General features: G+C 68.8%; 24 protein-coding genes. 14 read left to right on the top strand and 10 right to left on the bottom strand.

Going from position 1 to position 24,550, the window contains the following annotated elements:
• The 5 genes from trpD to trpE all read right to left on the bottom strand — a co-directional run.
• Positions 1-718 (bottom strand): anthranilate phosphoribosyltransferase (trpD, locus tag RMP09_RS21255; protein WP_310567974.1); only part of this gene is annotated, 718 nt, incomplete at its 3' end.
• A gap of 16 nt (positions 719-734) precedes the next feature.
• Positions 735-1,385, bottom strand: coding sequence for a LysE family translocator (locus RMP09_RS21260; RefSeq protein WP_310567975.1), 651 nt, complete (start codon positions 1,383-1,385; stop codon positions 735-737).
• An 18-nt stretch (positions 1,386-1,403) separates the two neighbouring features.
• Positions 1,404-2,477, bottom strand: a complete 1,074-nt coding sequence (gene ltaE / locus RMP09_RS21265; protein WP_310567976.1) for a low-specificity L-threonine aldolase — start codon at positions 2,475-2,477, stop codon at positions 1,404-1,406.
• Positions 2,474-3,046 carry an aminodeoxychorismate/anthranilate synthase component II gene (locus RMP09_RS21270; RefSeq protein WP_310567999.1) on the bottom strand — a complete coding sequence of 191 codons (573 nt, stop codon included), beginning with the start codon at positions 3,044-3,046 and terminating at the stop codon, positions 2,474-2,476. Before RMP09_RS21270 ends, ltaE begins: the two co-directional genes overlap by 4 nt.
• Before the next feature lie 110 nt (positions 3,047-3,156).
• On the bottom strand, positions 3,157-4,671 hold the full coding sequence (trpE, locus tag RMP09_RS21275) for an anthranilate synthase component I (protein ID WP_310567977.1): 1,515 nt from the start codon (positions 4,669-4,671) through the stop codon (positions 3,157-3,159).
• Positions 4,672-5,045: 374 nt separating this feature from the next.
• On the opposite strand from trpE, the gene RMP09_RS21280 reads away from it, so the two are divergent.
• Positions 5,046-5,657 (top strand): chalcone isomerase family protein, encoded by a 612-nt coding sequence (locus RMP09_RS21280; RefSeq protein ID WP_310567978.1) that lies wholly within the window; start codon positions 5,046-5,048, stop codon positions 5,655-5,657.
• Between the two features lie 69 nt (positions 5,658-5,726).
• On the opposite strand, the gene gph is transcribed toward RMP09_RS21280, so the two are convergent.
• Together gph and rpe are read right to left on the bottom strand one after the other, a co-directional pair.
• The gene (gene gph / locus RMP09_RS21285) at positions 5,727-6,440 is read right to left on the bottom strand and encodes a phosphoglycolate phosphatase (RefSeq protein ID WP_310567979.1); all 714 of its coding nucleotides are present in this window, start codon (positions 6,438-6,440) and stop codon (positions 5,727-5,729) included.
• Positions 6,440-7,117: a ribulose-phosphate 3-epimerase gene (rpe, locus tag RMP09_RS21290; RefSeq protein WP_310567980.1), complete on the bottom strand. Its 678-nt coding sequence runs from the start codon at positions 7,115-7,117 to the stop codon at positions 6,440-6,442. The genes gph and rpe overlap by 1 nt, the downstream gene beginning before the upstream one ends.
• Before the next feature lie 78 nt (positions 7,118-7,195).
• Between rpe and apaG the strand changes: the two genes are divergently transcribed.
• From apaG to thiL, 3 genes are read left to right on the top strand one after another with little or no spacing between them, the layout of a single operon-like run.
• Positions 7,196-7,597: a Co2+/Mg2+ efflux protein ApaG gene (gene apaG, locus RMP09_RS21295; protein WP_310567981.1), complete on the top strand. Its 402-nt coding sequence runs from the start codon at positions 7,196-7,198 to the stop codon at positions 7,595-7,597.
• 12 nt (positions 7,598-7,609) lie between these two features.
• Positions 7,610-9,643, top strand: coding sequence for a site-specific recombinase (locus RMP09_RS21300; RefSeq protein ID WP_310567982.1), 2,034 nt, complete (start codon positions 7,610-7,612; stop codon positions 9,641-9,643).
• A 3-nt stretch (positions 9,644-9,646) separates the two neighbouring features.
• Positions 9,647-10,621 carry a thiamine-phosphate kinase gene (thiL, locus tag RMP09_RS21305; RefSeq protein WP_310567983.1) on the top strand — a complete coding sequence of 325 codons (975 nt, stop codon included), beginning with the start codon at positions 9,647-9,649 and terminating at the stop codon, positions 10,619-10,621.
• A 176-nt stretch (positions 10,622-10,797) separates the two neighbouring features.
• Here thiL and RMP09_RS21310 read toward each other — a convergent pair whose 3' ends face one another.
• Together RMP09_RS21310 and RMP09_RS21315 are read right to left on the bottom strand one after the other, a co-directional pair.
• On the bottom strand, positions 10,798-11,853 hold the full coding sequence (locus RMP09_RS21310) for a toll/interleukin-1 receptor domain-containing protein (RefSeq protein ID WP_310567984.1): 1,056 nt from the start codon (positions 11,851-11,853) through the stop codon (positions 10,798-10,800).
• 248 nt (positions 11,854-12,101) lie between these two features.
• Complete coding sequence (locus RMP09_RS21315) at positions 12,102-13,667, bottom strand: hypothetical protein (protein ID WP_310567985.1); 1,566 nt, start codon at positions 13,665-13,667, stop codon at positions 12,102-12,104.
• A 117-nt stretch (positions 13,668-13,784) separates the two neighbouring features.
• Between RMP09_RS21315 and RMP09_RS21320 the strand changes: the two genes are divergently transcribed.
• The 4 genes from RMP09_RS21320 to RMP09_RS21335 all read left to right on the top strand — a co-directional run bounded on the left by RMP09_RS21320 (position 13,785) and on the right by RMP09_RS21335 (position 16,701).
• Positions 13,785-14,318 carry a phosphatidylglycerophosphatase A gene (locus RMP09_RS21320; protein ID WP_310567986.1) on the top strand — a complete coding sequence of 178 codons (534 nt, stop codon included), beginning with the start codon at positions 13,785-13,787 and terminating at the stop codon, positions 14,316-14,318.
• 115 nt (positions 14,319-14,433) lie between these two features.
• A complete protein-coding gene (locus RMP09_RS21325; protein ID WP_310567987.1) occupies positions 14,434-14,916 on the top strand; it encodes a CinA family protein in 483 nt (160 codons plus the stop codon).
• Positions 14,917-14,926: 10 nt separating this feature from the next.
• A complete protein-coding gene (locus tag RMP09_RS21330) occupies positions 14,927-16,072 on the top strand; it encodes a DNA alkylation repair protein (RefSeq protein ID WP_310567988.1) in 1,146 nt (381 codons plus the stop codon).
• 149 nt (positions 16,073-16,221) lie between these two features.
• Positions 16,222-16,701 (top strand): CZB domain-containing protein, encoded by a 480-nt coding sequence (locus RMP09_RS21335; RefSeq protein WP_310567989.1) that lies wholly within the window; start codon positions 16,222-16,224, stop codon positions 16,699-16,701.
• A 213-nt stretch (positions 16,702-16,914) separates the two neighbouring features.
• Here RMP09_RS21335 and RMP09_RS21340 read toward each other — a convergent pair whose 3' ends face one another.
• Complete coding sequence (locus tag RMP09_RS21340; protein WP_310567990.1) at positions 16,915-17,241, bottom strand: DUF1840 domain-containing protein; 327 nt, start codon at positions 17,239-17,241, stop codon at positions 16,915-16,917.
• A 123-nt stretch (positions 17,242-17,364) separates the two neighbouring features.
• Between RMP09_RS21340 and RMP09_RS21345 the strand changes: the two genes are divergently transcribed.
• From RMP09_RS21345 to RMP09_RS21370, 6 genes are all read left to right on the top strand, one after another.
• Entirely contained in the window at positions 17,365-19,746 is a 2,382-nt protein-coding gene (locus RMP09_RS21345) for a bifunctional salicylyl-CoA 5-hydroxylase/oxidoreductase (RefSeq protein ID WP_310567991.1), read from the top strand.
• A complete protein-coding gene (locus tag RMP09_RS21350) occupies positions 19,743-20,222 on the top strand; it encodes a MarR family transcriptional regulator (protein ID WP_310567992.1) in 480 nt (159 codons plus the stop codon). The genes RMP09_RS21345 and RMP09_RS21350 overlap by 4 nt, the downstream gene beginning before the upstream one ends.
• 115 nt (positions 20,223-20,337) lie before the next feature.
• Positions 20,338-21,192 carry an enoyl-CoA hydratase family protein gene (locus tag RMP09_RS21355; RefSeq protein ID WP_310567993.1) on the top strand — a complete coding sequence of 285 codons (855 nt, stop codon included), beginning with the start codon at positions 20,338-20,340 and terminating at the stop codon, positions 21,190-21,192.
• Position 21,193: 1 nt separating this feature from the next.
• Positions 21,194-22,399: an acyl-CoA dehydrogenase family protein gene (locus tag RMP09_RS21360; RefSeq protein ID WP_310567994.1), complete on the top strand. Its 1,206-nt coding sequence runs from the start codon at positions 21,194-21,196 to the stop codon at positions 22,397-22,399.
• 13 nt (positions 22,400-22,412) lie between these two features.
• Entirely contained in the window at positions 22,413-24,071 is a 1,659-nt protein-coding gene (locus RMP09_RS21365; RefSeq protein ID WP_310567995.1) for an AMP-binding protein, read from the top strand.
• Positions 24,072-24,090: 19 nt separating this feature from the next.
• Positions 24,091-24,483: a RidA family protein gene (locus tag RMP09_RS21370; protein ID WP_310567996.1), complete on the top strand. Its 393-nt coding sequence runs from the start codon at positions 24,091-24,093 to the stop codon at positions 24,481-24,483.
• Positions 24,484-24,550 lie beyond the last annotated feature (67 nt).

Below are 24,550 nucleotides of genomic sequence, written 5' to 3' on the forward strand. Positions count from 1 at the left end.
CCGCGCCCAGCGAGACCTCGTCCATGCCGTCGCGGCCGTAGACCACCACCGCGTGTTCGGCGCCCAGGCGCTGCAGCGCGCGCACCTGGATGCCGACCAGATCGGGGTGGAACACGCCCATGAGGATGTTGGGCGCCGAAGCCGGGTTGGTCAGCGGGCCCAGGATGTTGAAGATGGTCTTGATGCCCAGTTCACGGCGCACCGGGGCCACGTTCTTCATGGCCGGATGGTGGTTGGGCGCGAACATGAAGCCCAGGCCCACGTCGGCGATGCTGCGCGCGATCGCATCGGGCGGCAGGTTGATGTTGATGCCCAGGCTTTCCAGCACGTCGGCGCTGCCGCTCTTGCTGGAGACGCTGCGCCCACCGTGCTTGCTGACCTTGGCGCCCGCGGCCGCGGCCACGAACATGGAGCAGGTGGAGATGTTGAAGGTGTGCGAGCCGTCGCCGCCGGTGCCCACGATGTCCACCAGGTGGGTCTTGTCGGCCACGTGCACCTTGGTCGAAAACTCGCGCATCACCTGGGCGGCGGCCGTGATTTCGCCGATGGTTTCCTTCTTCACGCGCAGACCGGTGATCAGGGCGGCCATCATCACGGGCGACATCTCACCGTTCATGATGAGGCGCATCAGGTGCAGCATCTCGTCGTGAAAGATCTCGCGGTGTTCGATGGTGCGCTGCAGGGCTTCCTGCGGGGTGATCTTGTGGGCGTGGGGCATGAAAAGTCTCCGAAGGTCAGCGGGAGGGATTGTCCGACAGGGCGAGCTTGAGGCCAAAGCAGATGAACATGACGCCGGCGGCGCGGTCCATCCAGTGCATGGCGCGCTGCACCGCGCCCACACGGCGGGAGGCCCAGCCGGCAAGCCAGGCGTAACCGAAGTTGATGGGCAGCGAGTTCACATTGAACAGCAGGCCCAACAGCAGGAAGGCCGTCACCTTGTCTGGCGTGCCGGGCGCGATGAACTGCGGCACGAAGGCCAGAAAGAACAGCGCCACCTTGGGGTTGAGCACGTTGGTCAGGAAGCCCTGGCGGAAGACCTGCCACAGGTCCGGCGCGATGGCGGCCGTTTCAGCGGCCGCGGGCACCACCGACGAGCCGCCCTTGGCCAGCAGCAGCTTCACCCCCATCCACAGCAGGTAGGCCGCGCCCACCCACTTGAGCACGGTGAACGCGGTCGCGGACGTGGCCAGCAAGGCACCGACACCGAGCGCCGCCGCGAACACGTGCACGAAGCAGCCGCTGACGATGCCCAGCGCCGCCACGATGCCGGCGCGCACGCCGCTGCGCAGCGCGCTGCTGACGATGTAGAGCACGTCGGGCCCGGGCGTCAGGTTGAGCAGCCAGCCCGCCGCGATGAACACCAGGAGTTGCGTCGTGTCGGGCATGGCGCGTCCTGCCGTGGTTCAGTAAGGACCGGTGCGCGGGCCACTGGCCGACGCCGCGGGGGCTTCGGCGAAGAAGCGCCGCACGGTGGCGACGGCGTGGTCGATGCCGGCCGTGTCCACATCGAGGTGCGTGACAAAACGCAGGCCGATCAGGCCGGTGGCCAGCACGCCGTGTGCCTTGAGGAAGTCGAGCAAGGCCGGCCCGCGGCCGTCGGCCACATCGACGAAGACGATGTTGGTCTGCGCCGACTTCACCGTCAGGCCGTCGATGCCGCTCAGCCCTTCGGCCAGGCGGAAGGCATTCGCGTGGTCCTCGGCGAGGCGGTCCACGTGGTGGTCCAGCGCGTGCAGCGCGCAGGCGGCCAGCAGGCCCGCCTGGCGCAGGCCGCCCCCCGCCATCTTGCGGACGCGGCGGGCGCGGTGGATCAGTTCTTGCGAACCGCACAGAGCGGAACCGACCGGCGCGCCCAGCCCCTTGCTGAAGCAGACCGAAAGGCTGTCGAAGTGGTCTGCGATCTCGCGCAGGCGATCGACAGCGCCCTGCCCCGGCGCGGCCGAGGCGACGGCGGCGTTGAACACCCGCGCGCCGTCCAGGTGGGTGTTGAGCCCCTGCTCGCGCGCCAGCGCCGTCGCACCGCGCAGGTAGTCGTCGGGCATCACATGGCCGTTCCAGGTGTTTTCCAGGCAAAGCAGGCGGGTGCGCGCGAAGTGCGGGTCGTCGGGCTTGATCGCCGCCGCGATGTCGGCCAGCGCCATGCGGCCCTGCGCGTCCTGCGTCAGCGGTTGCGGCTGCACGCTGCCGAACACCGCCGCGCCGCCGCCTTCGTAGCGGTAGGTGTGGGCCAGCTGGCCGACGATGTACTCGTCGCCGCGGCCGCAATGCGCCAGGATGCCGCAGAGGTTGCTCTGCGTGCCCGAGGGCATGAACAGCGCGGCTTCCTTGCCGGTCAGCGCGGCGATGCGCTCCTGCAGCGCATTGACCGTCGGGTCGTCGCCGAACACGTCGTCGCCCAGGGGCGCGGCCATCATGGCGGCGCGCATGGCCGGTGTAGGTTGCGTGACGGTGTCGCTGCGCAGATCAATGGTCTTCATGCGGCCTGCTCCAGGAAGTTCTTGAGCATCGCGTGACCGTGTTCGGTCAGGATGCTTTCCGGGTGGAACTGCACACCTTCGATGGCCAGCGTCTTGTGCTTCACGCCCATGATCTCGCCGTCGGGCGTCCAGGCCGTGACTTTGAGGCAGTCCGGGCAGGTCTCGCGCTGAATGGCCAGCGAGTGGTAACGGTTCACCGTGAACTGCTCGGGCAGGTGGGCAAACACGCCTTCTTGCGTGGTGGTGATCACGCTGGTCTTGCCGTGCATCAGCTCCTGGGCACGGACGATCTGGCCACCGAAGGCCGCGCCGATGCTCTGGTGGCCCAGGCACACGCCCAGGATGGGCAGCTTCCCGGCGAAATGCTGGATGGCGGGCACCGAGATGCCCGCTTCGGCCGGCGAGCAGGGGCCGGGCGAGATCACCAGCCGGTCCACCTGCCCCGCATCCAGGCGGCGCTGGATCTCGTCGACGGTGATCTCGTCGTTGCGCACCACGGTCACGTCGGCACCGAGTTCACCGAAGTACTGCACGATGTTGAAGGTGAACGAGTCGTAGTTGTCCACCATGAGAACCTTGACGCCCCCACGCTCCCCCGCTGCGCGAGGTCCGCTGCCCCCCACGGGGGCTTGAACGGCTTGGGACGGCCCGGCGCCATTCATGTCTTGAATCTTCTTGCTCATTCCAGCCCCTCCTCGACGAGTTCAGCCGCGCGCAGCAGCGCACGCGCCTTGTGTTCGGTTTCCCTCCATTCCATCTCGGGCACCGAGTCGGCCACCACGCCGGCCGCGGCCTGCACGTGCAGGGTCTGGTCCTTGATGATGGCGGTGCGGATGGCGATGGCCACGTCCATGTCGCCGGCGTAGCTCAGGTAGCCGCAGGCGCCGCCGTAGATGCCGCGCTTGACCGGTTCGAGCTGGTCGATCAGTTCCATCGCGTGCACCTTGGGCGCGCCGGTCAGCGTGCCGGCCGGGAAGGTGGCCTTGAGCACGTCCATGTTGCCGAGCGGACGACCATCGGGGCCATCGTTCAGCACGCCTTCGACGTTGCTCACGATGTGCATCACGTGGCTGTAGCGCTCGACCACGAAGGCCTCGGTCACCTTGACCGAGCCGATCTTGGCGATGCGGCCGATGTCGTTGCGCGCCAGGTCGATCAGCATCACGTGCTCGGCGCGCTCCTTGGGGTCGGCCAGCAGCTCGACCTCGGTGGCCTTGTCCTTGTCGGGCGTGGCGCCGCGCGGGCGGGTGCCGGCCAGCGGGCGGATGATGACCTTCTGCCCTTCTTCGGTGTGCTCCTGGCGCACCAGGATCTCGGGCGAAGCCCCCACCACGTGGAAATCCCCGAAGTGGTAGTAATACATATAGGGCGACGGGTTCAGCGAACGCAGCGCGCGGTAGAGCGACAGCGGCGACTCGGTGTAGCGCTTGCTGATGCGCTGGCCCACCTGCACCTGCATGAAGTCGCCGGCGGCGATCAGCTCCTTCGCGCGGTCCACGGCGGCCAGGTAGTCGGCCTTGGCGAAGCTGCGCTCGGCCGGGTGGCTCTGGCTGGGCTTGACCACCGGGGCGGCCACCGAATACTTCAGCGCTTCCTTCAGCTCACGCACCCGCTTCTTGGCGTTGGCGTAGGCCTCGGGCTGGGCTGGGTCGGCGTAAACGATGAGGTAGAGCTTGCCCGAGAGGTTGTCGATGACCGCCAGTTCCTCGCACTGCAGCAGCAGGATGTCGGGCGTGCCCAGGGTGTCGGGCGGGCAGCTGTTCTCCAGCTTTTTCTCGATGTAGCGCACCGCGTCGTAGCCGAAGTAACCGGCCAGACCGCCGCAGAAGCGCGGCAGACCGGGCCGCAGCGCGACCTTGAAGCGCTGCTGGTAGGCGGCGATGAAGTCCAGCGGGTTGCCCTTGTGCGTCTCCACCACCACGCCATCGCGGACCACGTCGGTTTTGGCGGCGGTGCCGAAGCCGCTGGCGCGCAGCAGGGTGCGCGCGGGCAGGCCGATGAAGCTGTAGCGACCAAAACGCTCGCCTCCGACGACGGATTCGAGCAGGAAGCTGTGGGCGCCGTCGCCCCGGCCATGGGCCAGTTTGAGGTAGAGCGAGAGCGGGGTTTCGAGGTCCGCGAAGGCCTCGGCCATCAGCGGGATGCGGTTGTAGCCCTGTTGCGCGAGGCTCTTGAATTCGAGTTCGGTGATCACGGTTCTTTCTCCGGGGTCCGGCCGCGGGGCGCGGGCGGGACATGGTTCTCGGGGGAGCAGCCTGCCGGTGGGGCTGCGGTCGGTGCGGGAGCAGGGCGACCGGGGCCGGTCGGGCTGCGCCCCTTCAGCGGGGGGAGTGCACGTTTACGCTGGCTTGCGCCAGGGCCAGGCTCCCCGGCCAGGGCGGCCAGGTGCGAAACCTGCGGAGAACGTGGAAAGAGCGGACATGGCGGCCAGTGTAGCAAAGCCGGTCGCCCAGACGACCGGTCTGTGAGCCATGTCACGCCGACAAGAACGGTACGCACTTGTACCGCCGCCGCACTTTGCGCACAATGCCGCCACCGAACGACCGTTCGCTTTTTTCAGGCCCTGCCATGAAGCCCATCTGCTCGCACACTTTCCTGTCCCGCACCGCGCTGGCCGGCGCCGTGTTCTTCAGCGCCCTGTCGGCCGGGGCCGCCACGGTGGAGGTGGCCGGCGTCAAGCTGGAAGACCGCGTCACCCTGGCCGGCAAGCCGCTGGTGCTCAACGGCGCGGGGGTGCGCTACAAGGCCATCTTCAAGGTGTATGCCGCCGGTTTCTATGTCGAGAAACCCGCCAGCACCACCGACGGCCTGCTCGACCAGCCCGGACCCAAGCGCATGACCATCACCATGCTGCGCGACATCGACTCGGCCGAGCTGGGCAAGCTGTTCTCGCGCGGCATGGAAGACAACATGGAAAAGGGCAGCTTCGCCCAGCTCATCCCGGGGGTGATGCGCATGAGCCAGGTCTTCAGCAACCACAAAGTCCTCAAGACCGGCGAGAACTTCGTGCTCGACTGGATCCCGGGCACCGGCACCGTGCTCACCATCAAGGGCAAGGTGGAGGGCGAGCCCTTCAAGGAGCCCGAGTTCTTCGAAGCGCTGATGCGCATCTGGCTGGGGCCTAAGCCGGCCGACTGGCAGCTCAAGGACGCGCTGCTGGGCAAGAAAAAAGGGGGCTGACACGCTGCCCGCGCGGCGGGGGCCACCGGCCATCGGCGTGGCCCCCGCCGGCGGCCAGCCGCGCCACGGCTACCGGGACCGGGCCAGCCCGGCGCCGAGGGCGTCGAGGCGGTCGATGTGCGCGTCCGCCGCCACCGCCCGCACCGGCTCGCCGTGGTTGTAGCCGTAGGTCACCAGGGCCACCGGGCAGCCGGCGGCGCGCGCGGCCTGCGCATCGTTCTGCGAGTCGCCGACCATCAGCGTCTGCGCGGGGAGCGTGCCCAGCGCCTCACAGGTCTTGAGCAGGGGCAGCGGATCGGGCTTCTTGCGCTCGAAGCTGTCGCCGCCGAAGACCACCTGGAAAAAGCCCTCCAGCCCCTTGGCCCGCAGCAGGTCCAGCGCAAAAGCGCGCGGCTTGTTGGTCAGGCAGGCCATGGGCAGACCGGCGGCCTGGAAGGCCTGCAGGCCCTCGCGCACCCCGGGGTAGACGTCGGAGAAGTCGCCGTTGATGGCCCGGTAATGCGCCTGGTAGGCCTGCCAGGCGCGCTCGTAGCGCGCCTCGGGCTGGGTGGCCGGGCAGCTGCTGCCGCAGCCGGCCGGGTCCAGCCGGCGCAGCTGCTCGGCCAGCACGCTGCGGATCAGGTGCTCCGAGCCCTTGCCCACGGTGCGCTCGACGAACGCGCGGTCCACCGGCGGCAGCTGCAGCTCGGCCAGCATGCGGTTGAGCGCGACCTCGAAGTCGCCCAGCGTATCGACCATGGTGCCGTCGAGATCGACGATCACGGCCTGGATGCCGGCCAGCATCAGGCGAGCGCCGCGCGCATCTGGTCGATGACGCTCTTGTAGTCCGGCTTGCCGAAGATCGCGCTGCCGGCCACGAAGGTGTCGGCGCCCGCATCGGCCACGCGGCGGATGTTGTCGGCCTTGATGCCGCCGTCCACTTCCAGGCGGATGTCCTTGCCCGAGGCTTCGATGCGCTTGCGCGCCGCTTCGATCTTGCGCAGCGCCGAGTCGATGAAGCTCTGACCGCCGAAGCCGGGGTTGACGCTCATGATGAGGATGAGGTCGAGGTCGTCGATCACCCAGTCCAGCACGTCCAGCGGCTGCGCGGGGTTGAAGGTCAGGCCGGCCTTGCACCCCCTGGCCTTGATGGCCTGCACGCTGCGGTGCACGTGGGCCGACGCGTCGGGGTGAAAACTCACCAGGTCGGCCCCGGCGTCGATGAAGGCGCCGGCCAGCGCGTCCACCGGCTGGATCATCAGGTGCACGTCGATCGGCACCGGCGTGCCGTCGGGCTTCTTGGCGTGCGGCTTGAGCGCCTGGCAGACCATGGGGCCGAAGGTCAGGTTGGGCACGTAGTGGTTGTCCATCACGTCGAAATGGATCCAGTCGGCGCCGGCGGCGACGACGTTCTTCACCTCGTCGCCCAGGCGGGCGAAGTCGGCGGACAGGATGGACGGGGCGATGCGGTAGGTGGTCATGGTCGGGCCAGTCGGTGGGGGAAGGCGGCATTTTCGCAGGCCCGGCAAGGGCTTGCCGGCCCGGGTAACATGCCGCCCATGGCCAAATACCAGTTCACCTGCGAGGTCGAACCGCAGTACCTCGCCGAGCAGTCCTCGCCCGACGAAGACCTCTACGCCTTCGCCTACACCATCACCATCACCAACACCGGTGATGTGACGGCGCAGCTGATCGCGCGCCACTGGGTGATCGACGACGCGCAAGGCCACACCGAAGAGGTCAAGGGCCTGGGCGTGGTCGGCAACCAGCCGCTGCTGCGGCCCGGGGAGTCGTTCCAGTACACCAGCGGCACCCGCCTGCGCACGCCCCAGGGCAGCATGCGGGGCAGCTATTTCTGCGTGGCCGAAGACGGCGAACGCTTCGAGGCCATCGTGCCCGAATTCGCGCTGGTGGCCGATGGCGGAGAAGGTGTGCAGGGCACGCCCCGCGTGCTGCACTGAATGGCGCGCCAGATGGACCTGGCCGTCCTGCTCGATCAACTGGACCCCGACGCGCCCCTGGCCCAGCGCCACCTGTGGCTGATGGACCTGCTGCGCTGGGTGCGCGGCGACGCGACCGACCCGCAGGCCAGCGTGGCGCGGGTGCGCCTGCTGCTCGATGCCGCCCAGGCGCGCCCCGAATGGCGGGCGCGCTGGCAGCGCTGGTGGGCGCTGTTCGTGCAGGCGGTGGACCTCACGCCGCTGCTGGCCGATTTCGGCTTCGCGCCGCGCACCGCGTTTTTGAGCGAATTCGGCCACCGCCTGCGCCGCAAGCTGCTGCCCGGCACGCCCGAGACCACCGACCTGGCCGAACTCTTCGGTCTGCTGTTGCCCACGCGCTTTGACGCGCGCTGGATCCAGGCGCTGGACAGCGACACCCTGCAACGCCTGCGCGCCCTGTTGCTCACCCCCGAAACGCCCGACCCCGACGCCCCCGACCACTGGCAAGGCGCGCTGCTGGACGCGCTCACCTTCAGCATCAGCCAGGTCAGCGCGACCGGCTTCGCGTCCGAGATCCGCACCCGCATGGCCGAGCCGGCGCGGGCGGCGCGCAGCTTCCACGCCCTGCCTGCCCACTTCGAAGCGCTGCGCCGTGCGGTGCTGACGCAAGGTGCGCGCAGCGACGCCACCCAGGCAGCGGCCGGGCGGCTGGTGGACCAGCTCGAACGCTGCCGCAACGACGCCAACACCGTCTACGCCCACCTGGAAGCGCACGGCATCTCGGTCGGCATCGTGTTCCGCCTGCGCCAGCTGCGCGAGCGCACCGTGCGCGTGCAGCAGCTGCTGGACTGCCTGCTGACCGAGCAGACCGAGCGCGCCACCGCCGCCCTGATCGCCGACCTGGTGCAGATGGGGCAGGACAACCGCAGCCTGCGCGCGCTGATCGCCAGCAGCACGCAGCTGACCGCCGCCAAGGTGGCCGAGCGCAGCGCCGAGAGCGGCGAACACTACATCACCCGCGACGCCGCCGAATACCGGCAGATGCTGGGCAAAGCCCTCGGCGGCGGCGCGCTGATCGGCCTGACCACCTGGGTCAAGTTCGGGCTCTACGGGCTGGCGCTCTCGGCCTTCTGGGGCGGATTCGCCGCCGGCCTGAACTACGCCTTCTTCTTTGTGCTGGTGCAGCTGCTGCACTGGACCGTGGCGACCAAGCAGCCGGCCGTGACGGCGCCGGCCATGGTGGCCAAGTTGCGCGACATCCGCGCGCCCGGCGCGGTGCGCAACTTCGTGGACGAGGTGGCCCACCTGCTGCGCTCGCAGATCGCGGCCATCATCGGCAACCTGGGCGCCGTCATCCCGGTGGTGCTGCTCATCAGCCTGGGCCTGTTCCACCTGCAGGGCGCGCACATGATCGACGCCGACAAGGCCCGCCACGTGCTGCACGACATGCACCTGCTCGGCCCCACCGCGCTGTTCGCGGCCTTCACCGGCGTGCTGCTGTTTTCCTCCAGCATCGTGGCCGGCTGGGTGGAAAACTGGTTCGTGTTCCACCAGCTCGACTCCGCCATCCGCCACAACCCGCGCTTCACCCGCGTGCTGGGCCCGGTGCGCGCCGGGCGCTGGGGCGCCTGGCTGCGGCAGAACATCTCGGGCCTGACGGCCAACATCTCGCTGGGCTTCATGCTGGGCATCGTGCCCGCGGTGCTGGCCTTCTTCGGGCTGGACCTGGAGGTGCGCCACGTCACCCTCTCGGCCGGCCAGGTGGCCGCGGCCGCCGCCACGCTGGGCTGGCCGGTGCTGCACGATCCGGCCTTCTGGTGGGCGGTGGCGGGCGTGCTGGTCGTCGGCCCGCTGAACCTGGCCGTGAGCTTCTACCTCGCCTTCCGCCTGGCGATCAAGGCCCAGGCCATCAGCGATGTGAACCGCCACCGCATCAACGCCGCGCTGCGCCAGCGCCTGCGCCGTGCGCCGCTGACCTTCTTGCTGCCGCCCCGGCCGCAGGACGACACCGCCGTGGACGAGGACGACGACGCGCCCGCCACCGGCGCCGGCACCCCGCCCCACTGACCCATGGGTGAATTCGAACTGATCCGCCGCCACTTCCAGCGCGCTGGCGTGGCCCAGCCCGGCAACGTGGTGCTGGGCGTGGGCGACGACTGCGCGCTGCTGCAGCCCGCACCCGGCCACCAGCTCGCCATCTCGACCGACATGCTGGTCGAAGGCCGGCACTTCTTTGCCGACGTGGACCCCGAAGCCCTGGGCCACAAGGCGCTGGCCGTGAACCTGAGCGACCTCGCCGCCATGGGCGCGCGGCCGCTGGGCTGCACCCTGGCCCTGTCGCTGCCGCGGGCCGACGACGCCTGGCTGGCCGCCTTCGCGCGCGGCCTGTTCGCCCTGGCCGACGCACACGCCTGCCCCCTGGTGGGCGGCGACACCACGCGCGGGCCGCTGAACCTCTGCATCACCGTCTTTGGCGAACTGCGGCCGGGCCAGGCATCGCGGCGCGACGCGGCGCAAGTGGGCGACGACATTTACGTCAGCGGCCGCACCGGCGAAGCGCGGCTGGCGCTGGAATGGCTGCTGGGCACGCCCTGGGCACGCGCCGCCGTCGGCCCCGAACTGCCCGCCGACCTGCGCGCCCGGCTGGAACGCCCCACCCCGCGCCTGGCGCTGGGCCAGGCCCTGGCCGGCGTGGCCCACGCCGCGCTGGACCTGAGCGACGGCCTGACCGGTGACCTGGGCCACATCCTGGCGGCCAGCGGCGTGGGGGCCGACATCGCCCTGGCCGATCTGCCGGTGGCGCCTGTCCTGGCCGCCCTGCCCGACGCCGAACGTCAGACCTGCCTGCTCAGCGGCGGCGACGACTACGAACTGCTGTTCACAGCGCCGGTGTCAGCGCGTGCCGCGGTGCAGGCAGCGGCGCAAGCCAGCGGCACGGCCGTGGCGCGCATCGGCACGGTCAGCGCTGCACCCGGGCTGCGCCTGCTGGATGCGTCGGGCGAGGCCGTGGCCTTCAGAGCAAAAAGCTTCGATCACTTCGGCTGAGGTCCACCGACGTGGGCAGGCAGGCTACCAACGAATCAGGGATTACGACCTTGAGCCGTCCCCCTGCGTCCAAGACGCGTTTCTTTAGCGGGCGATGCGGTGAATGCTTGGCGTTCGGAGCGAGCTGTTGGATAGACGCATAGTGGAGGGACCCAAGTAGGATATGCCGGAAGAAATCACGCGGCATTTACCAAAATTGCCGTTGCATCTTGGTCTCCAAGAACCTGCTCCACCCAAAAAGCAAAGCGGTCAAACTTGCTAGTAAACATAAGTTTGAATGGCTGACGCATCATGTTTTCCAAGCGACTTCCCGTCGCAGGAGGTGGCGCATATTGTCTTTGAGCAAACCCAAATTTAAGCAACTCAGACTCAATGTCAAAGGGTATTTCAAAAGAGATTTGAAATTCATCCGCATTGAGATTAAGCCGATTTTTTAAATCGCTCTCGACCGCATCATGCAATACGTAAGTAGAGGGCTGGAATTTTTGCTTGAGGACCGACTGGCGGAAGAGCGCTCCGACAAACAACAGGAATTCGAGTGTTTGCGCATCCGGGCCCGCCTCCAAGCTCACATCTGAATCAAGCTCAACCATACCGCCCACCAAAGGCTTCGGGGGACGCTTTCGTTCCACAAAAACGTTCAACGGAAGCTTACGATCAATACGCGCCCAGATGGCCTTGAATTCGGCTTGTTCACTCGCAGTGAAGATGCTTTCGCTTGCATCGCTTTCAAGCTCCCTGACACGCAACTCCGCCTCTAGGCGCTTAATCCTTTCTGAATCGATCGATGTTTGGACTAGAGATTCAGCATAGCAGCGCCATACTTCGGCGACAAGACGCGGGAAAATGCTTGAGTAATTATCTTCATTCAATTCCGGGACTTGCAGCCGCTGCAAGTCCAATCGCAGCCTTGATCTAAGCCCAGAATCAGCAACATACAACAGAAGTGACACGCGAGCATTATGAAGACGCTCAATTAAACGCGCATCCAACTCTTGCATAAAGACCGCCGACTCGGCGGAATTTCGCGTGAAATAACATAGCACGACTTCACAGGAAGGGATGCCAGAGCGGAAGATTTGGTCTAGCCACGGCTGGCCAGCGCGCAACTCAACATCATCAATCCATGGCTCGCATTGCGCAGCACGTAAATCAGCCTCCAACCGTCGGATGAAATTGACATCTTTTTTTGAGTGAGACAAGAAAACTCTAGGCTTGCGTATTGAGTGCATGATTTTGATCGTGAGGCCTGACGCAATGTGACTCGCAGAACCGACAGGACAAGCTGGGCGGTGCGAAATATTCTAGTCATCTCAGCCTCCCGAAAATACGACTAGATCAATCGGTTAGGCGCTCGGGACTATTTTTTACAGGCATGAATAACCCACGCCCCCGCCCCTCCTTCATTCGATGACTGTCCCGCTTTAGGGGTTTGATGGCCGAAATGTGTCGATGTGAGAGCTCCGCCCCCAAACCCAACTCAAGCCAGCAACCGCCCCAGGATCTGCGCCACCGTAGCCTGGCTCAACCGCCCGGCGTCCACCCACACAAACCGCCCTTCCGGCGCCGCAGCGATGTCGCTGTCGGCGGCTGCGCGGTCGGTGCGTTCATCGTGCAGCAGCACCACGCGCTGCACGTTCGGCGCCAGCGACAGCACACCCAGCTCGTGCCGGCAGCCTGCGTTTTTGGCCTGGAAGCCGCGCAGGTCCATCAGCACCACGTCGGCGCGTTGCACCAGGGCGGCCAGCGCGGCCTGCCAGGTGCTGTCGAAGCAGTAGCACTCGTTGACGCGGTAGCGGCCGTCGGGGTCGGGTTGCAGGTCGAAGTCGGCCAGGCGCTGCGGCACCTGCGCCGGGCTGGCGATGAAGCGCTCACCCAGGCGGCCGTTGAGGAAGGTGAAGAGGTCGTCCGGGTCCAGCGTGCGGCTGATCAGATCCGTCCCGGCGATCAGCACGGTGTTGCCGGTCAGGCGCCAGCGTTCGATGACGCGGTCGAACAAGGCCTCTACAGCCGCGTCTTGCTGGAACACGCGCAGCACCAGCAGCGTAGGCGGAGCGCCGTCCGGCGCGAGCCAGCGGGGCAGCCACCGGGCCAGCAGCGGCAGCCACAGCCAGGGCAGCAGCTGGGTGAAGCCGAGCCAGCCCGCGCCCTCCACCGCTGGCAGCGCGCTGGCCACGAGGATGACGAACCAGTAGGCGGCCAGCAGGTAGCCCAGGTCGGAAAAGCGTTTGTCGCGGTAGGCCTGCGCCAGCCACAGGCCCAGGCGCCACACCGGCCAGGCCAGCAGCAGCCAGGGCAGCAAGGCGAGCAGCACGATGGTGGGCCAGGCACCCAGCACGCCCACCAGCTGGATGATCCAGACCGGCGGGTACTGCACGCCCACGGCGAGCAGGCTGAGCGCGCCGGTGCTGGCGGCCGACAGCACCAGGAAGATGGGCAGCAGGTAGGGCGCCACGGCGCGGATGCGCCCGCTGGCGCTGATGAGCAGGGCCACCACCATGGGGATGACGACCACGCTGCCCAGCCAGCCCATGACGCCGGCCCAGGTCTGCTGCTCGGTCGAGTTGAGCATCACCACCACGGCCATGACCAGCAGGTAGGCGCCGATGCCCGCCAGCACCCGGCCCCAGGACCAGCGCCGCAGCAGGCCCCAGCCCATGACCATGGGCCAGGCGTAGACCAGGCCGAGCACCAGCACGCGGCGCAGGGTGAAGCCTCTGGCGTCGTCGTAGACGAACAGGAAGGACAACCAAGACTGGGTCAGCCCGATCAGCAGGCAGACCGCCGCCACCGCCAGCAGGGCGCGCTGGCTGGCGCGGCGGTGGGTTTGGGGCAAGTCGGCGCGGCGCGCACGGGCCGGCGCCAGGGTGGATGCAGCGGCGGCGGATGAGGCGGCATGGGCGCTCGCGTCCTGCGGCGCCGGGCCGCCGCGCATCAGCGCCAGCATGCGGCGGCGGTAGGCGCTGGCCACCAGCCAGGACGCGATGGCCGCCAGCAGCACCCCGATCTGCAGCGCGAACAGCAGTTCGCCCGTGTGCCCCTTCATGGCCGGCCCCCGCGTGACGCTGTGCGCATGTGAACCCCCTCTGCTGGTTGGTCGCGGGCCCAGTATCGGCCGCGCGGCGCCGCCGGGCAAGCGCGGGCGCGGCCGATAATCCCCCGCATGGTTGACACCGCTTCCGCCCCCCTGGCGCCCCCTGCCCCTCTGATCCGGCCGACGCTGGCGTTTGCCCTGCGGCACCCGGCCCACTTCATCGCGCTGGGCGCGGGCTCGGGCCTGGCGCGCAAGGCGCCGGGCACGGTGGGCACGCTCTGGGCCTGGGCGGCGTTCGCCATCCTGCAGCCCTACCTGAACGATGCCGGCTGGGCCGCGCTCATCGGCCTGGGCACGCTGGTCGGCTGGTGGGCCTGCACGGTGACGGCGCGGCACATGGGCATCGCCGATTCGGGCCACATCGTGTGGGACGAGGTGGTCGCGTTCTGGCTGGTGCTGTGGCTGGTCACGCCGGCCAGCTTCGGGGCGCAGCTGGTGGCGTTCGCGCTGTTCCGCCTGTTCGACGCGGTCAAGGTCGGCCCCATGGCCTGGGCCGACCGGACCTTCAAAGGTTTTGGCCCGCGCGGGGGCTTCGGCATCCTGCTCGACGACTTCGCGGCCGCGGGCTGCACGCTGCTGGTGATCGCCCTCTGGAGGTTTTGATGCCCCCCTGCGCTGCTTCGCGTCTTCCCCCCGCGGGGGGACAACACCTGCGGCCGGGCGAAGCCCGTTCCGCGGTGTTCTGGACCAGCCCCCTCACGCCACCGGATCCTCATCCATGACAACCGCTTCCCCCTCCGAACTGGTCCAGCAACTCGCCACCAAGCTCAAGGCGCGGGGCCAGATGATGGCCACGGCCGAGAGCTGCACCGGCGGCATGATCGCCGCGGCCTGCACCGAGATCAGCGGGTCGAGCGACTGGTTCGAGCGCGGCTTTGTGACCTATTCCAACGCCGCCAAGAGCGAGCTGCTGGGCGTGCCGGCGGCGCTGATCGAGGCCCACGGCGCGGTCAGCGAAGCGGTGGCCCGCGCCATGGCCGCCGGCGCGGTGGCGAACGCGCATGCGCACTGGTCGGTGGCGGTCACGGGCATCGCCGGCCCCACCGGCGGCAGCGCCGACAAGCCGGTGGGCACGGTGTGGTTCGGCTGGGCCACGCCGCAGGGCGTGTTCACCGAACACCAGCGCTTCGACGGCGACCGCGCCGCCGTGCGCCAGGCCTCGGTGGCCCACGCCCTGGCCGGGTTGCTGCAGCGGCTCTGAACCGGACCGCATGGTGGAACCCTTCAAGAACCTGATCAACCCCGGCACGGTGGCCCTGGCCGGGCAGCACCTGCAGCGGGTCTGGCCGGGGTTTGACCGCGCACGTTTCGAGCAACACGCCGCGCAGGGGCTGGACGCGCTGGAGTTCAAGGCCCGCGCCATGCAGCTGGCCGAAGCGCTGCAGGCCACGCTGCCCGCGCGCTTTGCCGACGCAGCCGAGGTGCTGGAAGCCAGCCTGGCGCCCCCCATCCCGCTGGACGCCGCCGGTGAACCCACCAGCCTGAGCGCGGCGCAGAGCACGCAGGGCCTGGCCGGCTGGGTGGTCTGGTCCATGGGCGAGTTCGTGGCCCGCCAGGGCATGGCCGACGTGCCGCGTGCCCTGGCCTGCCTTCACGCGCTGACGCAGCGCTTCTCGGCCGAATTCGCCATCCGCCCCTTTGTGCGCGACCACCCCGCGCTGGTGTGGGACACGCTGACGCGCTGGACGCAGGACCCGAGCGCGCACGTGCGCCGCCTGGTCAGCGAAGGCAGCCGTCCGCGCCTGCCCTGGGGCCTGCGCCTGCAGGCGCTGGTGGCCGACCCGGCGCCCACGCTGCCGCTGCTGCGCGCCCTGCAGGACGACCCCAGCGCCTATGTGCGGCGCAGCGTGGCCAACCACCTCAACGACATCGCCAAGGACCACGCCGACCTGGTGGCCGGCTGGGTGCAGCAACACCGGACGGGGGCCGACGCGCGCCGCACCGCCCTGCTGCGCCACGCCAGCCGCAGCCTCATCAAGCAGGGCCACGCGCCCACCCTGGTGGCCTGGGGCCTGCAGCCGGGTCTGCAGGGTTCGGCGCAGCTGGCGCTGTCGGCCGCACTTGCGGCGGTGGGCGATGGCATCGACCTGGCCGCCACGCTGACCTCGACCGCGCGGGTGCCGCAGGACCTGGTGGTGGACTACGTGGTGCACCACGTGCGCGCCAACGGCGGCACCTCGCCCAAAGTGTTCAAGGGCTGGAAGCTGACGCTGGCGCCGGGCGAGACCCGGCCACTGGCCAAGCGCCACAGCCTGCGCCCGGTGACCACGCGCACGCTCTACCCCGGCATGCACCGGGTGGAACTGCTGGTCAACGGCTGCTCGGTTGCGGTGGCCGTGTTTGAGCTGCGGGCCTGAACTCGCCTGGCCACCGGCCCCGCGGCCGTGCAATGCGTCACAACCGTGATGCGTGGGCGCCAACAGCAGGTGACGGCTTCGCCGGGATGGCACTTTCTTCGCGGCGACGGGCCCCGCGGGCGCGGCGGCGCTCCTACAGTCGCGACGCCATGTCTCTTAACAAACTGTTTCATCTGCTGCGCGGACGGCGCACGGAACCGGCGCCGCCGGTCGGTCATGGTGAGCCACCGAAACACCCGTTTGCGCCCGAGCCCCCGCCCGCCGCGCCGCGACTGGACCGCCTGGAGTTGCAAGCCGTCCTGATCCACCACCTGGAATGGTGTGTGCAGTTCAACGACCACCTCGGCTGGGTCAACCAGGCCGAGACGCCGCCGCCGCGGCAGCTGTCGGGCGTCGATGACTGCGAACTGGGCCTGTGGCTGCAGCGCGCCGCCGACCGTGCGCCGGGCACGCACCCCCTGTTTGGCGAACTGCGCCAGGAACACCGGGTGTTTCACGAACTGGCCGACGAGGCCCTGAAGCTGGCCAGCGAAGGCCGCATGGACCTGGCCAGCACGCTGCTCAACACCGACTTCGAGCGCAGCCGCGCCAAGGTGCTGGGCATCATCCGGGAAATGCAAAAAGGCTAGATAGGGCCCCCACGCTCCGCCGCTGCGCGGGTCGCTGCCCCCCACGGGGGCTGGGCCTGCCTTGGGAGCGGCCCGGCGGCTGGCCCGTCGGCCCCCACGCTCCGCCGCTGCGCGGGTCGCAGCCCCCCACGGGGCTGGGCCTGCCCTGAGAGCGGCCCGGCGGCTGGCCCGTTGACCCCCACGCTCCGCCGCTGCGCGGGTCGCTGCCCGGGGTCAGACGCCCCAGACGATCTCCACCTGGGCTTTTTCGCAGCGCTGCAGCATCTCGATGAAGGGCACGCTGCGCAGGCGTAGGCTGACCTGATCGAACTCGGGCGGCACCTCGCCACGGGCCTGCGCCTCGTCCTTCAGGCGCTGCTGCTCGGCCTCCTCCGCTTCGGCGGCGGCGCGCAGCGCCTGCACGGCGGCGGCCATCTCGGCGGGCTGGATGATGCCGGGGCCATCGGGGTCTTTGCCCAGCACCTCGAGGATGCGGCGCCCGTGCGGCTGGAGCATGACGAGATCGCCGGTTTCACGCGACTTGAAGCGGTAGAGGGACATGTAATTCTCCTGAAGGGTTCGGCCCATTCTTGCACCAGTTGCCGCCCGGCGGCACCGATCCGACCCCACCGGTCCGGGTAAACCCGGTTGGCCGTATTTGCTTCATGCCTAAACTAATCAGACATGAACACTCCCATCCCGGCGCTGCGGCGCATCCTGTGCATCGGTGGTGGCCCGGCGGGCCTCTACTTCGGTCTGCTCATGAAGCGGCGCCACCCGGCGCTGGAGGTGACAGTGGTCGAACGCAACCGGCCCTTCGACACCTTCGGCTGGGGCGTGGTGTTCTCGGACCAGACGCTGCAGAACCTGCGCCGCGCCGACCCCGAAACCGCCCAGGCGATGCAGGACGCATTCAACCACTGGGACGACATCGAGGTGTTCTACAAGGGTGGGCGGGTGCGCTCCGGCGGACACGGCTTCATCGGCATCGGCCGCAAGCGCCTGCTCAACATCCTGCAAGAGCGCTGCCTGGCGCTGGGTGTCCAGCTGGTGTTCGAGACCGACGTGACCGACGACCAGGCGCTGGCGCAGCAATACAACGCCGACCTGGTGATCGCCAGCGACGGCCTGAACAGCCGCATCCGCACGCGTTACGAGCGCACGTTCCAGCCCGACATTGACACCCGCCTGTGCCGCTTTGTCTGGCTGGGCACGAAGAAGACCTTCGACGCCTTCACCTTTGCGTTTGAGCAAACCGAACACGGCTGGTTCCAGGCCCACGCCTACCAGTTCGACGGCGAGACCTCGACCTTCATCGTCGAGACGCCCGAGCCGGTGTGGAAGGCGCACGGCCTGGAGGACATGAGCCAGGAAGACGGCGTGGCCTTCTGCGAGCAGCTGTTCGCGAAGTACCTGGACGGCAACGCCCTGATCAGCAATGCCAAGCACCTGCGCGGTTCGGCGAACTGGATCCGCTTCCCGCGCGTGATCTGCAACACCTGGGTGCACTGGCAAGACATTGCTGGCAAACAGACGCCCATCGTGCTGATGGGCGACGCAGCCCACACCGCGCACTTTTCCATTGGCAGCGGCACCAAACTGGCGCTGGAGGATGCGATCGACCTGGCCGATGAGTTCACCCGTCACGCGGGCGCCGACATGGCCACCGTGCTGCAGGCTTACGAAGCGCGCCGCAGTGTGGAGGTGCTGAAGATCCAGAACGCCGCGCGCAACTCGACCGAGTGGTTCGAGCACGTGGACCGCTACACCGGCATGGAGATCCAGCAGTTCGCCTACTCGCTGCTCACGCGCAGCCAGCGCATCAGCCACGAGAACCTGCGGCTGCGCGATGCGCAGTGGCTCGAAGGTTATGAAGGATGGCTGCAGGAACGTTCAGGAGGCCGCGGCGTCGGCGGCAAGCCGACGCCGCCGATGCTGCTGCCGTTGAAGGTGCGCGGCACCGAGCTGAAGAACCGCATCGTCGTCTCGCCCATGGCGCAGTACCAAGCCACCGACGGCGTGGCCGGCGACTGGCACCTGATGCACCTGGGCGCACGCGCGGTGGGGGGTGCGGCGCTGGTGATGGTGGAGATGACCAGCCCGACGCCCGAAGGCCGCATCACGCCCGGCTGCCCTGGTTTGTGGAACGACGCCCAACAACAGGCCTTCACACGCATCGTCGATTTCGCCCACCAGCACAGCAGCGCCAAGATCGGCCTCCAGCTCGGCCACAGCGGCCCCAAGGGTTCGACCCAGCTGGGCTGGGACGCCATCGACGAGCCGCTGCCGTCCGGCAACTGGCCCCTGCTCTCGGCCAGCGCCGTGGCCTATGGCGAGCAGAACCAGGTGCCCAGCGCCATGACCCGCGCCGACATGGACGCGATGACCGCCGCCTTTGTCGAATCCACCCAACGCGCGGCCGCCGCGGGTTTCGACTGGCTGGAACTGCACTGCGCCCACGGCTACCTGCTCTCGGCCTTCATCTGCCCGCTGACCAACCAACGCACGGATGAGTACGGCGGCTCGCTGGCCAACCGCTGCCGTTACCCGCTGGAAGTGTTCGCGGCCATGCGCGCGGTCTGGCCCGCCGACAAACCCATGAGCGTGCGCATCTCGGCGCACGACTGGGCACCCGGCGGCAACACGCCCGACGACGCGGTGGAAATGGCGCGCCTGTTCAAGGCCGCGGGCTGTGACGTGATCGACGTGTCCTCGGGCCAGACCACGCGTGCCGCGAAACCGGTCTACGGCCGCATGTACCAGACCCCGTTCGCCGACCGCATCCGCAACGAAGTCGACATCCTGACCATGGCCGTGGGCGCGATTCAAGAAGCCGACCACGCCAACAGCATCATCGGCGCCGGTCGCGCCGACCTCTGCGCCGTGGCCCGCCCGCACCTGGCCGACCCGGCCTGGACGCTGCACGAAGCCGCCAAACTGCAGACCCGCGCCGTGCAGTGGCCGCGCCCCTACGAAAGTGGCCGCGACCAGCTCTACCGCGAGATCGCGCGCCAGCAGGCGCTGCAAGGCACCCCCATCACCACCGACCCGGCGGAGACCGCATGACACTGGAAACCCTCGACCTCGAAGCCCGCGCCCACAGCACACACGCGCAGGAACTGCGCCTGTGGCTGCGCCTGCTGACCTGCTCGCAGCTGATCGAAAAGCGCGTGCGCGCCGGCCTGCGCGAGCAGTTCGACACCACCCTGCCGCGCTTCGACCTGATGGCCCAGCTGGAGCGCCACCCCGAGGGCCTGAAGATGAAGGAGCTGTCGCACCGGCTCATGGTCACCGGCGGCAACGTCACCGGCATCACCGACCAGCTGGTGGCCGAAGGCTTGGTCGAGCGCGTGGCGGTCGACGGCGACCGCCGGGCCTTTCTGGTGCGCCTCACGCCCACCGGCCGCACCGGCTTCGAGCGCATGGCGGCGCAGCACGAGCAATGGATCGTCGAGGCTTTCGACGGGCTGAGCGCCAAGGACCTGGACAGTCTGCACAAGCTGCTGGGCAAAGTGAAACAGCACCAAAAGGCCCTCGGATGACCCCCCTGCGCCGCTTCGCACCTTTCCCCCAAGGGCGGGCGGCACCTGCGGCCTGGCAAAGCCCGTTGCGTGGCACGCCTGGCCAAGACACCCGCCCAGACATGGAGCACACCCGATGAAACACCCCATCCCCGACCACAACCCCATGCGCGGCCAGTACAGCGCTATGGGCGACCGCAGCCCGCAACACTTCGCGCTCAGCGTGGCCGACGGCGTGGCCACCGTCACGCTGAACCGGCCCGAGCGCAAGAACCCGCTGACCTTCGACTCGTACGCCGAGCTGCGCGACTGGTTCCTCGCGCTGCAGAAGGCCACCGACATCAAGGCCGTGGTGCTCACCGGTGCCGGCGGCAATTTCTGCTCCGGCGGCGACGTGCACGAGATCATTGGCCCGCTGACGAAGATGACCATGCCCGAGCTGCTGGCCTTCACGCGCATGACGGGCGCGCTGGTCAGCGCCATGCGCGCCTGCCCGCAGCCCATCGTGGCCGCACTCGACGGCGTGTGTGCCGGGGCGGGCGCCATGATGGCCCTCGCGTCCGACCTGCGGCTGGGCACGCCCGCCGCCACGGTGGCCTTCCTGTTCACCCGCGTGGGCCTGGCCGGTGCCGACATGGGCGCCTGCGCCCTGCTGCCGCGCATGATCGGCCAGGGCCGCGCCAGCGAGCTGTTGTTCACCGGCCGCGCCATGACCGCGCCCGAAGGCCAGGCCTGGGGCTTCTTCAACGCGCTGCACGAGGGCGATGCCCTGCTGCCCGCCGCGCACAAGCTGGCGTCGCAGCTGGCCCAAGGCCCGACCTTCGCGCATGGCATGACCAAGACCATGCTGCACCAGGAATGGGCCATGACGCTGGACCAGGCCATAGAGGCCGAGGCGCAGGCGCAGGCCATCTGCATGCAGACGCAGGATTTCCGCCGCGCGTACGAAGCCTTCGCCGCCAAGCAGCGCCCGCAGTTCCAGGGAGACTGACATGGTCGCCTTCGAACACCCCCACCCGCACGGCACACTGGCGCCGACCGCCCACCTCGAACTGCCGTTCTTCGACGACGCGCACCGCGCCCTGGCCAACGGCCTCGTCGCCTGGGCCCGCGAGCAACACGTCGACGAGTCCGACGACCGCGCCGCCTGCAAAGCCTGGGTGCAGCGCCTGGGCGCCGCCGGCTGGCTGCGCTACTGCGTGCCCGAGGCGCATGGTGGTGCCCTGCCCGCGCTGGACTCGCGCGCGCTGGTGATCCTGCGCGAGACGTTGGCCTTCCATTCACCGCTGGCCGACTTTGCGTTCGCCATGCAGGGGCTGGGCAGCGGTGCGATCACCTTGGGTGGTACGCCGGCCCAGCAGAGCCGCTACCTGCGCGCCGTGGCCACCGGCGAAAAGATCGCCGCCTTCGCCCTGAGCGAACCCGAAGCCGGCTCCGACGTGGCGGCCATGGCCCTGCGCGCCACGCCCACGGCCAACGGCTGGCAACTCAACGGCCAGAAGACCTGGATCAGCAACGGTGGCATGGCGGACTTCTACGTGGTCTTCGCCAAAACCGATCCCGACGCCGGCGCGCGCGGCATCAGCGCCTTCATCGTCGACGCCGACGCGCCGAGCCTGGACGCCAGCGCGCACATCCAGGTGATGGCGCCGCACCCGCTGGCCACGCTCACGTTCAGCGGCTGCAGCATCGGCCAGGACGCGCTGGTCGGCCCCGTCAACGGCGGCTTCAAGCTCGCCATGCAGACGCTGGACATCTTCCGCGCCTCGGTCGCCGCCGCCGCGCTGGGCATGGCGCGCCGAGCCTTCGCCGAGGCCGTGGCGCACGCCAAGACCCGCAAGATGTTCGGCCAGACCCTGGCCGACTTCCAGCTCACGCAGGCGAAGCTGGGCGAGATGGGTGCGCTGATCGACGCCGCCGCCCTGCTGACCTACCGCGCCGCCTGGATGCGCGACCGCAGCGCGAGCAGCGGTGCTGGCACCCCGGCCTACACGGCCGCCGCCGCCAGCGCCAAGCTCACCGCCACCGAAAACGCGCAGAAGGTCATCGACATGGCGCTGCAGATGTTCGGCGGTCGGGGCGTGCAGGTGGGCAACGTGATCGAACACCTGTACCGCGACATCCGCTCGCTGCGCATCTACGAAGGCGCGAGCGAGGTGCAGCTGCTGATCCTCGGCAAACACGCCCTGAAGGCCTGACACGGAGACATTCATGGCCCAACACCCTTCTGCCCAGATCGACCGTTTCGTTCACGACAGGCTTCCACCCCAGGAGCAATGGCCCGAGCTGCGCTACGACCTGCCGGAATTGCAGGCCCTGCCCGCGCGGCTCAACGCGGTGCAGGCGCTGTTCGACCGTGCCGTGACCAGCGGCCACGCCGACCGCCCCTTCCTGCGCAGCGACGAGCGCACGCTCACGTACGCGCAAGCCCGCGCCGAGGTGAACCGCCTCGCCAACGTGCTGGCCGGCATGGGCCTGCAGCCGGGCAACCGCGTGCTGCTGCGCGGCGGCAACTCCATCGCCATGGCCCTGGCCTGGCTGGCGGTGGTGCAGAGCGGCCTGATCGCGGTCGCCACCATGCCGCTGCTGCGCGCCACCGAGCTCAAGGCCATCATCGACAAATCGAAGCCGTCGGCCGCGCTGTGCGACGTGAAGCTGCAGGACGAGCTCAAGGCCGCGCTGGCCCAGAGCCCGGACACGGCGGCGCTGCCGCTGCGCCTGTTCAACACCGGCGATGCGTCCGTGGTGCTCACCGAATCGATGGAGGCGCTGGCGCGCCACGCCAGCGACCAGGCCACGACCTGCCCCACCAGTGCCGACGACATCGCCCTGCTCGCCTTCACCTCGGGCACCACCGGCAGCCCGAAGGCCGCTGTGCACACCCACCGCGACCTGCTGGCGGCCTGCGAGACCTGGCCGCGCCACGTGCTGCGCGCCACGCCCGACGACATCGTCATGGGCTCGCCGCCGCTGGCCTTCACCTTCGGCCTGGGCGGCCTGCTGGTGTTCCCGATGTGGGCGGGCGCCTCGGTCTACTTCCCGAGCATCCCGTACACGCCCGAGGCGATGGTCAAGCTCATCGGCCAAGTGGGCGCCACCATCTGCTACACCGCGCCCACCTTCTACCGGCAGATGGCGCCGTTCGTGCAGCAGCACGGCATCGGACGGCTGCGCCTGAGCGTCAGCGCCGGCGAAGGCCTGCCCGACGCGACGCGCCAGCTCTGGAAAGACGCCAGCGGCCTGGAGATGCTGGACGGCATCGGCGCCACCGAGATGTTCCACATCTTCATCTCGGCCGCGCCCGAATACGTCAAGCGCGGCGCCATCGGCCGCGTGGTGCCCGGCTACGAAGCGAAGATCGTGGACGAGCACGGCCACGAACTGCCACGCGGTCAGGTCGGCCGGCTGGCGGTGAAAGGGGCGACCGGCTGCAAATACCTGGACGACGCCCGCCAGGCCAACTATGTGCAGGACGGCTGGAACTTCCCCGGCGACGCGTTCAGCCAGGACGACGACGGTTATTTCATCTACCAGGCGCGCACCGACGACATGATCATCACCGCCGGCTACAACGTGGCCGGTCCGGAGGTGGAGGCCGCGTTGCTGCAGCACCCCGCGGTGGCCGAATGCGGCGTGGTCGGCCGGCCCGACGCCGAGCGCGGGATGGTCATCCTGGCCTATGTGGTGCTCAAGCCCGGCCAGCCCGCCGACGCGGCCCAGGTCAAGGCGCTGCAGGACCATGTGAAACACACCCTGGCGCCCTACAAGTACCCGCGCGAGGTGCGTTTCGTTTCTGCCCTGCCGCGCACCGAAACCGGCAAGCTGCAGCGTTTTGCGCTGCGCAAGATGGCCGCCGACGCCGGCGCCTGACCCCCCACGAAAGACCCCCATGCAACGCTTGCAACCGCCCGACTGGGCCACCCCCAAAGGCTACGCCAACGGCATCACCGCCCGAGGCACCCTCGTGTTCGTCGGCGGCCAGATCGGCTGGAACGGCGGCCAGCAATTCGAGAGCGACGACTTCATCCACCAGACCAAACAGGCGCTGTTGAACGTGCACGCGGTGCTGGCCTGCGCGGGCGCCGGCCCCGAGCACATGGTGCGCATGACCTGGTACATCACCGACCGCGACGAGTACAACGCCCGCCTGCGCGAACTGGGCTCGGCCTACCGCGACGTGATGGGCAAACACTTCCCGGCCATGACCTGCGTCGAGGTCAGCCGGCTGGTGGAGGCGCGCGCGAAGGTCGAGATCGAGGTGACGGCGGTGCTGCCAGACTGAGATGCGGTGAACGCAGGCCACCCCGCGGCTGGCGGGATGGCCTGCGTTCACCCCCTGGGCGCCCGGT

This window comes from Hydrogenophaga sp., assembly GCF_031426985.1.
Lineage (GTDB): Bacteria > Pseudomonadota > Gammaproteobacteria > Burkholderiales > Burkholderiaceae_C > Hydrogenophaga.

Coding starts and splice junctions, on each gene's coding strand:
- RMP09_RS21315 (WP_310567985.1), bottom strand. CDS start 13,667: ATGAAGGGGCACACGGGCGAACTGCTGTTCGCGCTGCAGATCGGGGTG.
- RMP09_RS21330 (WP_310567988.1), top strand. CDS start 14,927: ATGGTGGAACCCTTCAAGAACCTGATCAACCCCGGCACGGTGGCCCTG.
- RMP09_RS21350 (WP_310567992.1), top strand. CDS start 19,743: ATGACACTGGAAACCCTCGACCTCGAAGCCCGCGCCCACAGCACACAC.
- RMP09_RS21310 (WP_310567984.1), bottom strand. CDS start 11,853: ATGCACTCAATACGCAAGCCTAGAGTTTTCTTGTCTCACTCAAAAAAA.
- gph (WP_310567979.1), bottom strand. CDS start 6,440: ATGCTGGCCGGCATCCAGGCCGTGATCGTCGATCTCGACGGCACCATG.
- RMP09_RS21370 (WP_310567996.1), top strand. CDS start 24,091: ATGCAACGCTTGCAACCGCCCGACTGGGCCACCCCCAAAGGCTACGCC.
- ltaE (WP_310567976.1), bottom strand. CDS start 2,477: ATGAAGACCATTGATCTGCGCAGCGACACCGTCACGCAACCTACACCG.
- rpe (WP_310567980.1), bottom strand. CDS start 7,117: ATGACCACCTACCGCATCGCCCCGTCCATCCTGTCCGCCGACTTCGCC.
- RMP09_RS21325 (WP_310567987.1), top strand. CDS start 14,434: ATGACAACCGCTTCCCCCTCCGAACTGGTCCAGCAACTCGCCACCAAG.
- RMP09_RS21340 (WP_310567990.1), bottom strand. CDS start 17,241: ATGTCCCTCTACCGCTTCAAGTCGCGTGAAACCGGCGATCTCGTCATG.
- RMP09_RS21365 (WP_310567995.1), top strand. CDS start 22,413: ATGGCCCAACACCCTTCTGCCCAGATCGACCGTTTCGTTCACGACAGG.
- RMP09_RS21260 (WP_310567975.1), bottom strand. CDS start 1,385: ATGCCCGACACGACGCAACTCCTGGTGTTCATCGCGGCGGGCTGGCTG.
- RMP09_RS21280 (WP_310567978.1), top strand. CDS start 5,046: ATGAAGCCCATCTGCTCGCACACTTTCCTGTCCCGCACCGCGCTGGCC.
- RMP09_RS21270 (WP_310567999.1), bottom strand. CDS start 3,046: ATGGTGGACAACTACGACTCGTTCACCTTCAACATCGTGCAGTACTTC.
- RMP09_RS21345 (WP_310567991.1), top strand. CDS start 17,365: ATGAACACTCCCATCCCGGCGCTGCGGCGCATCCTGTGCATCGGTGGT.
- RMP09_RS21300 (WP_310567982.1), top strand. CDS start 7,610: ATGGACCTGGCCGTCCTGCTCGATCAACTGGACCCCGACGCGCCCCTG.
- thiL (WP_310567983.1), top strand. CDS start 9,647: ATGGGTGAATTCGAACTGATCCGCCGCCACTTCCAGCGCGCTGGCGTG.
- RMP09_RS21355 (WP_310567993.1), top strand. CDS start 20,338: ATGAAACACCCCATCCCCGACCACAACCCCATGCGCGGCCAGTACAGC.
- RMP09_RS21360 (WP_310567994.1), top strand. CDS start 21,194: ATGGTCGCCTTCGAACACCCCCACCCGCACGGCACACTGGCGCCGACC.
- RMP09_RS21320 (WP_310567986.1), top strand. CDS start 13,785: ATGGTTGACACCGCTTCCGCCCCCCTGGCGCCCCCTGCCCCTCTGATC.
- apaG (WP_310567981.1), top strand. CDS start 7,196: ATGGCCAAATACCAGTTCACCTGCGAGGTCGAACCGCAGTACCTCGCC.
- RMP09_RS21335 (WP_310567989.1), top strand. CDS start 16,222: ATGTCTCTTAACAAACTGTTTCATCTGCTGCGCGGACGGCGCACGGAA.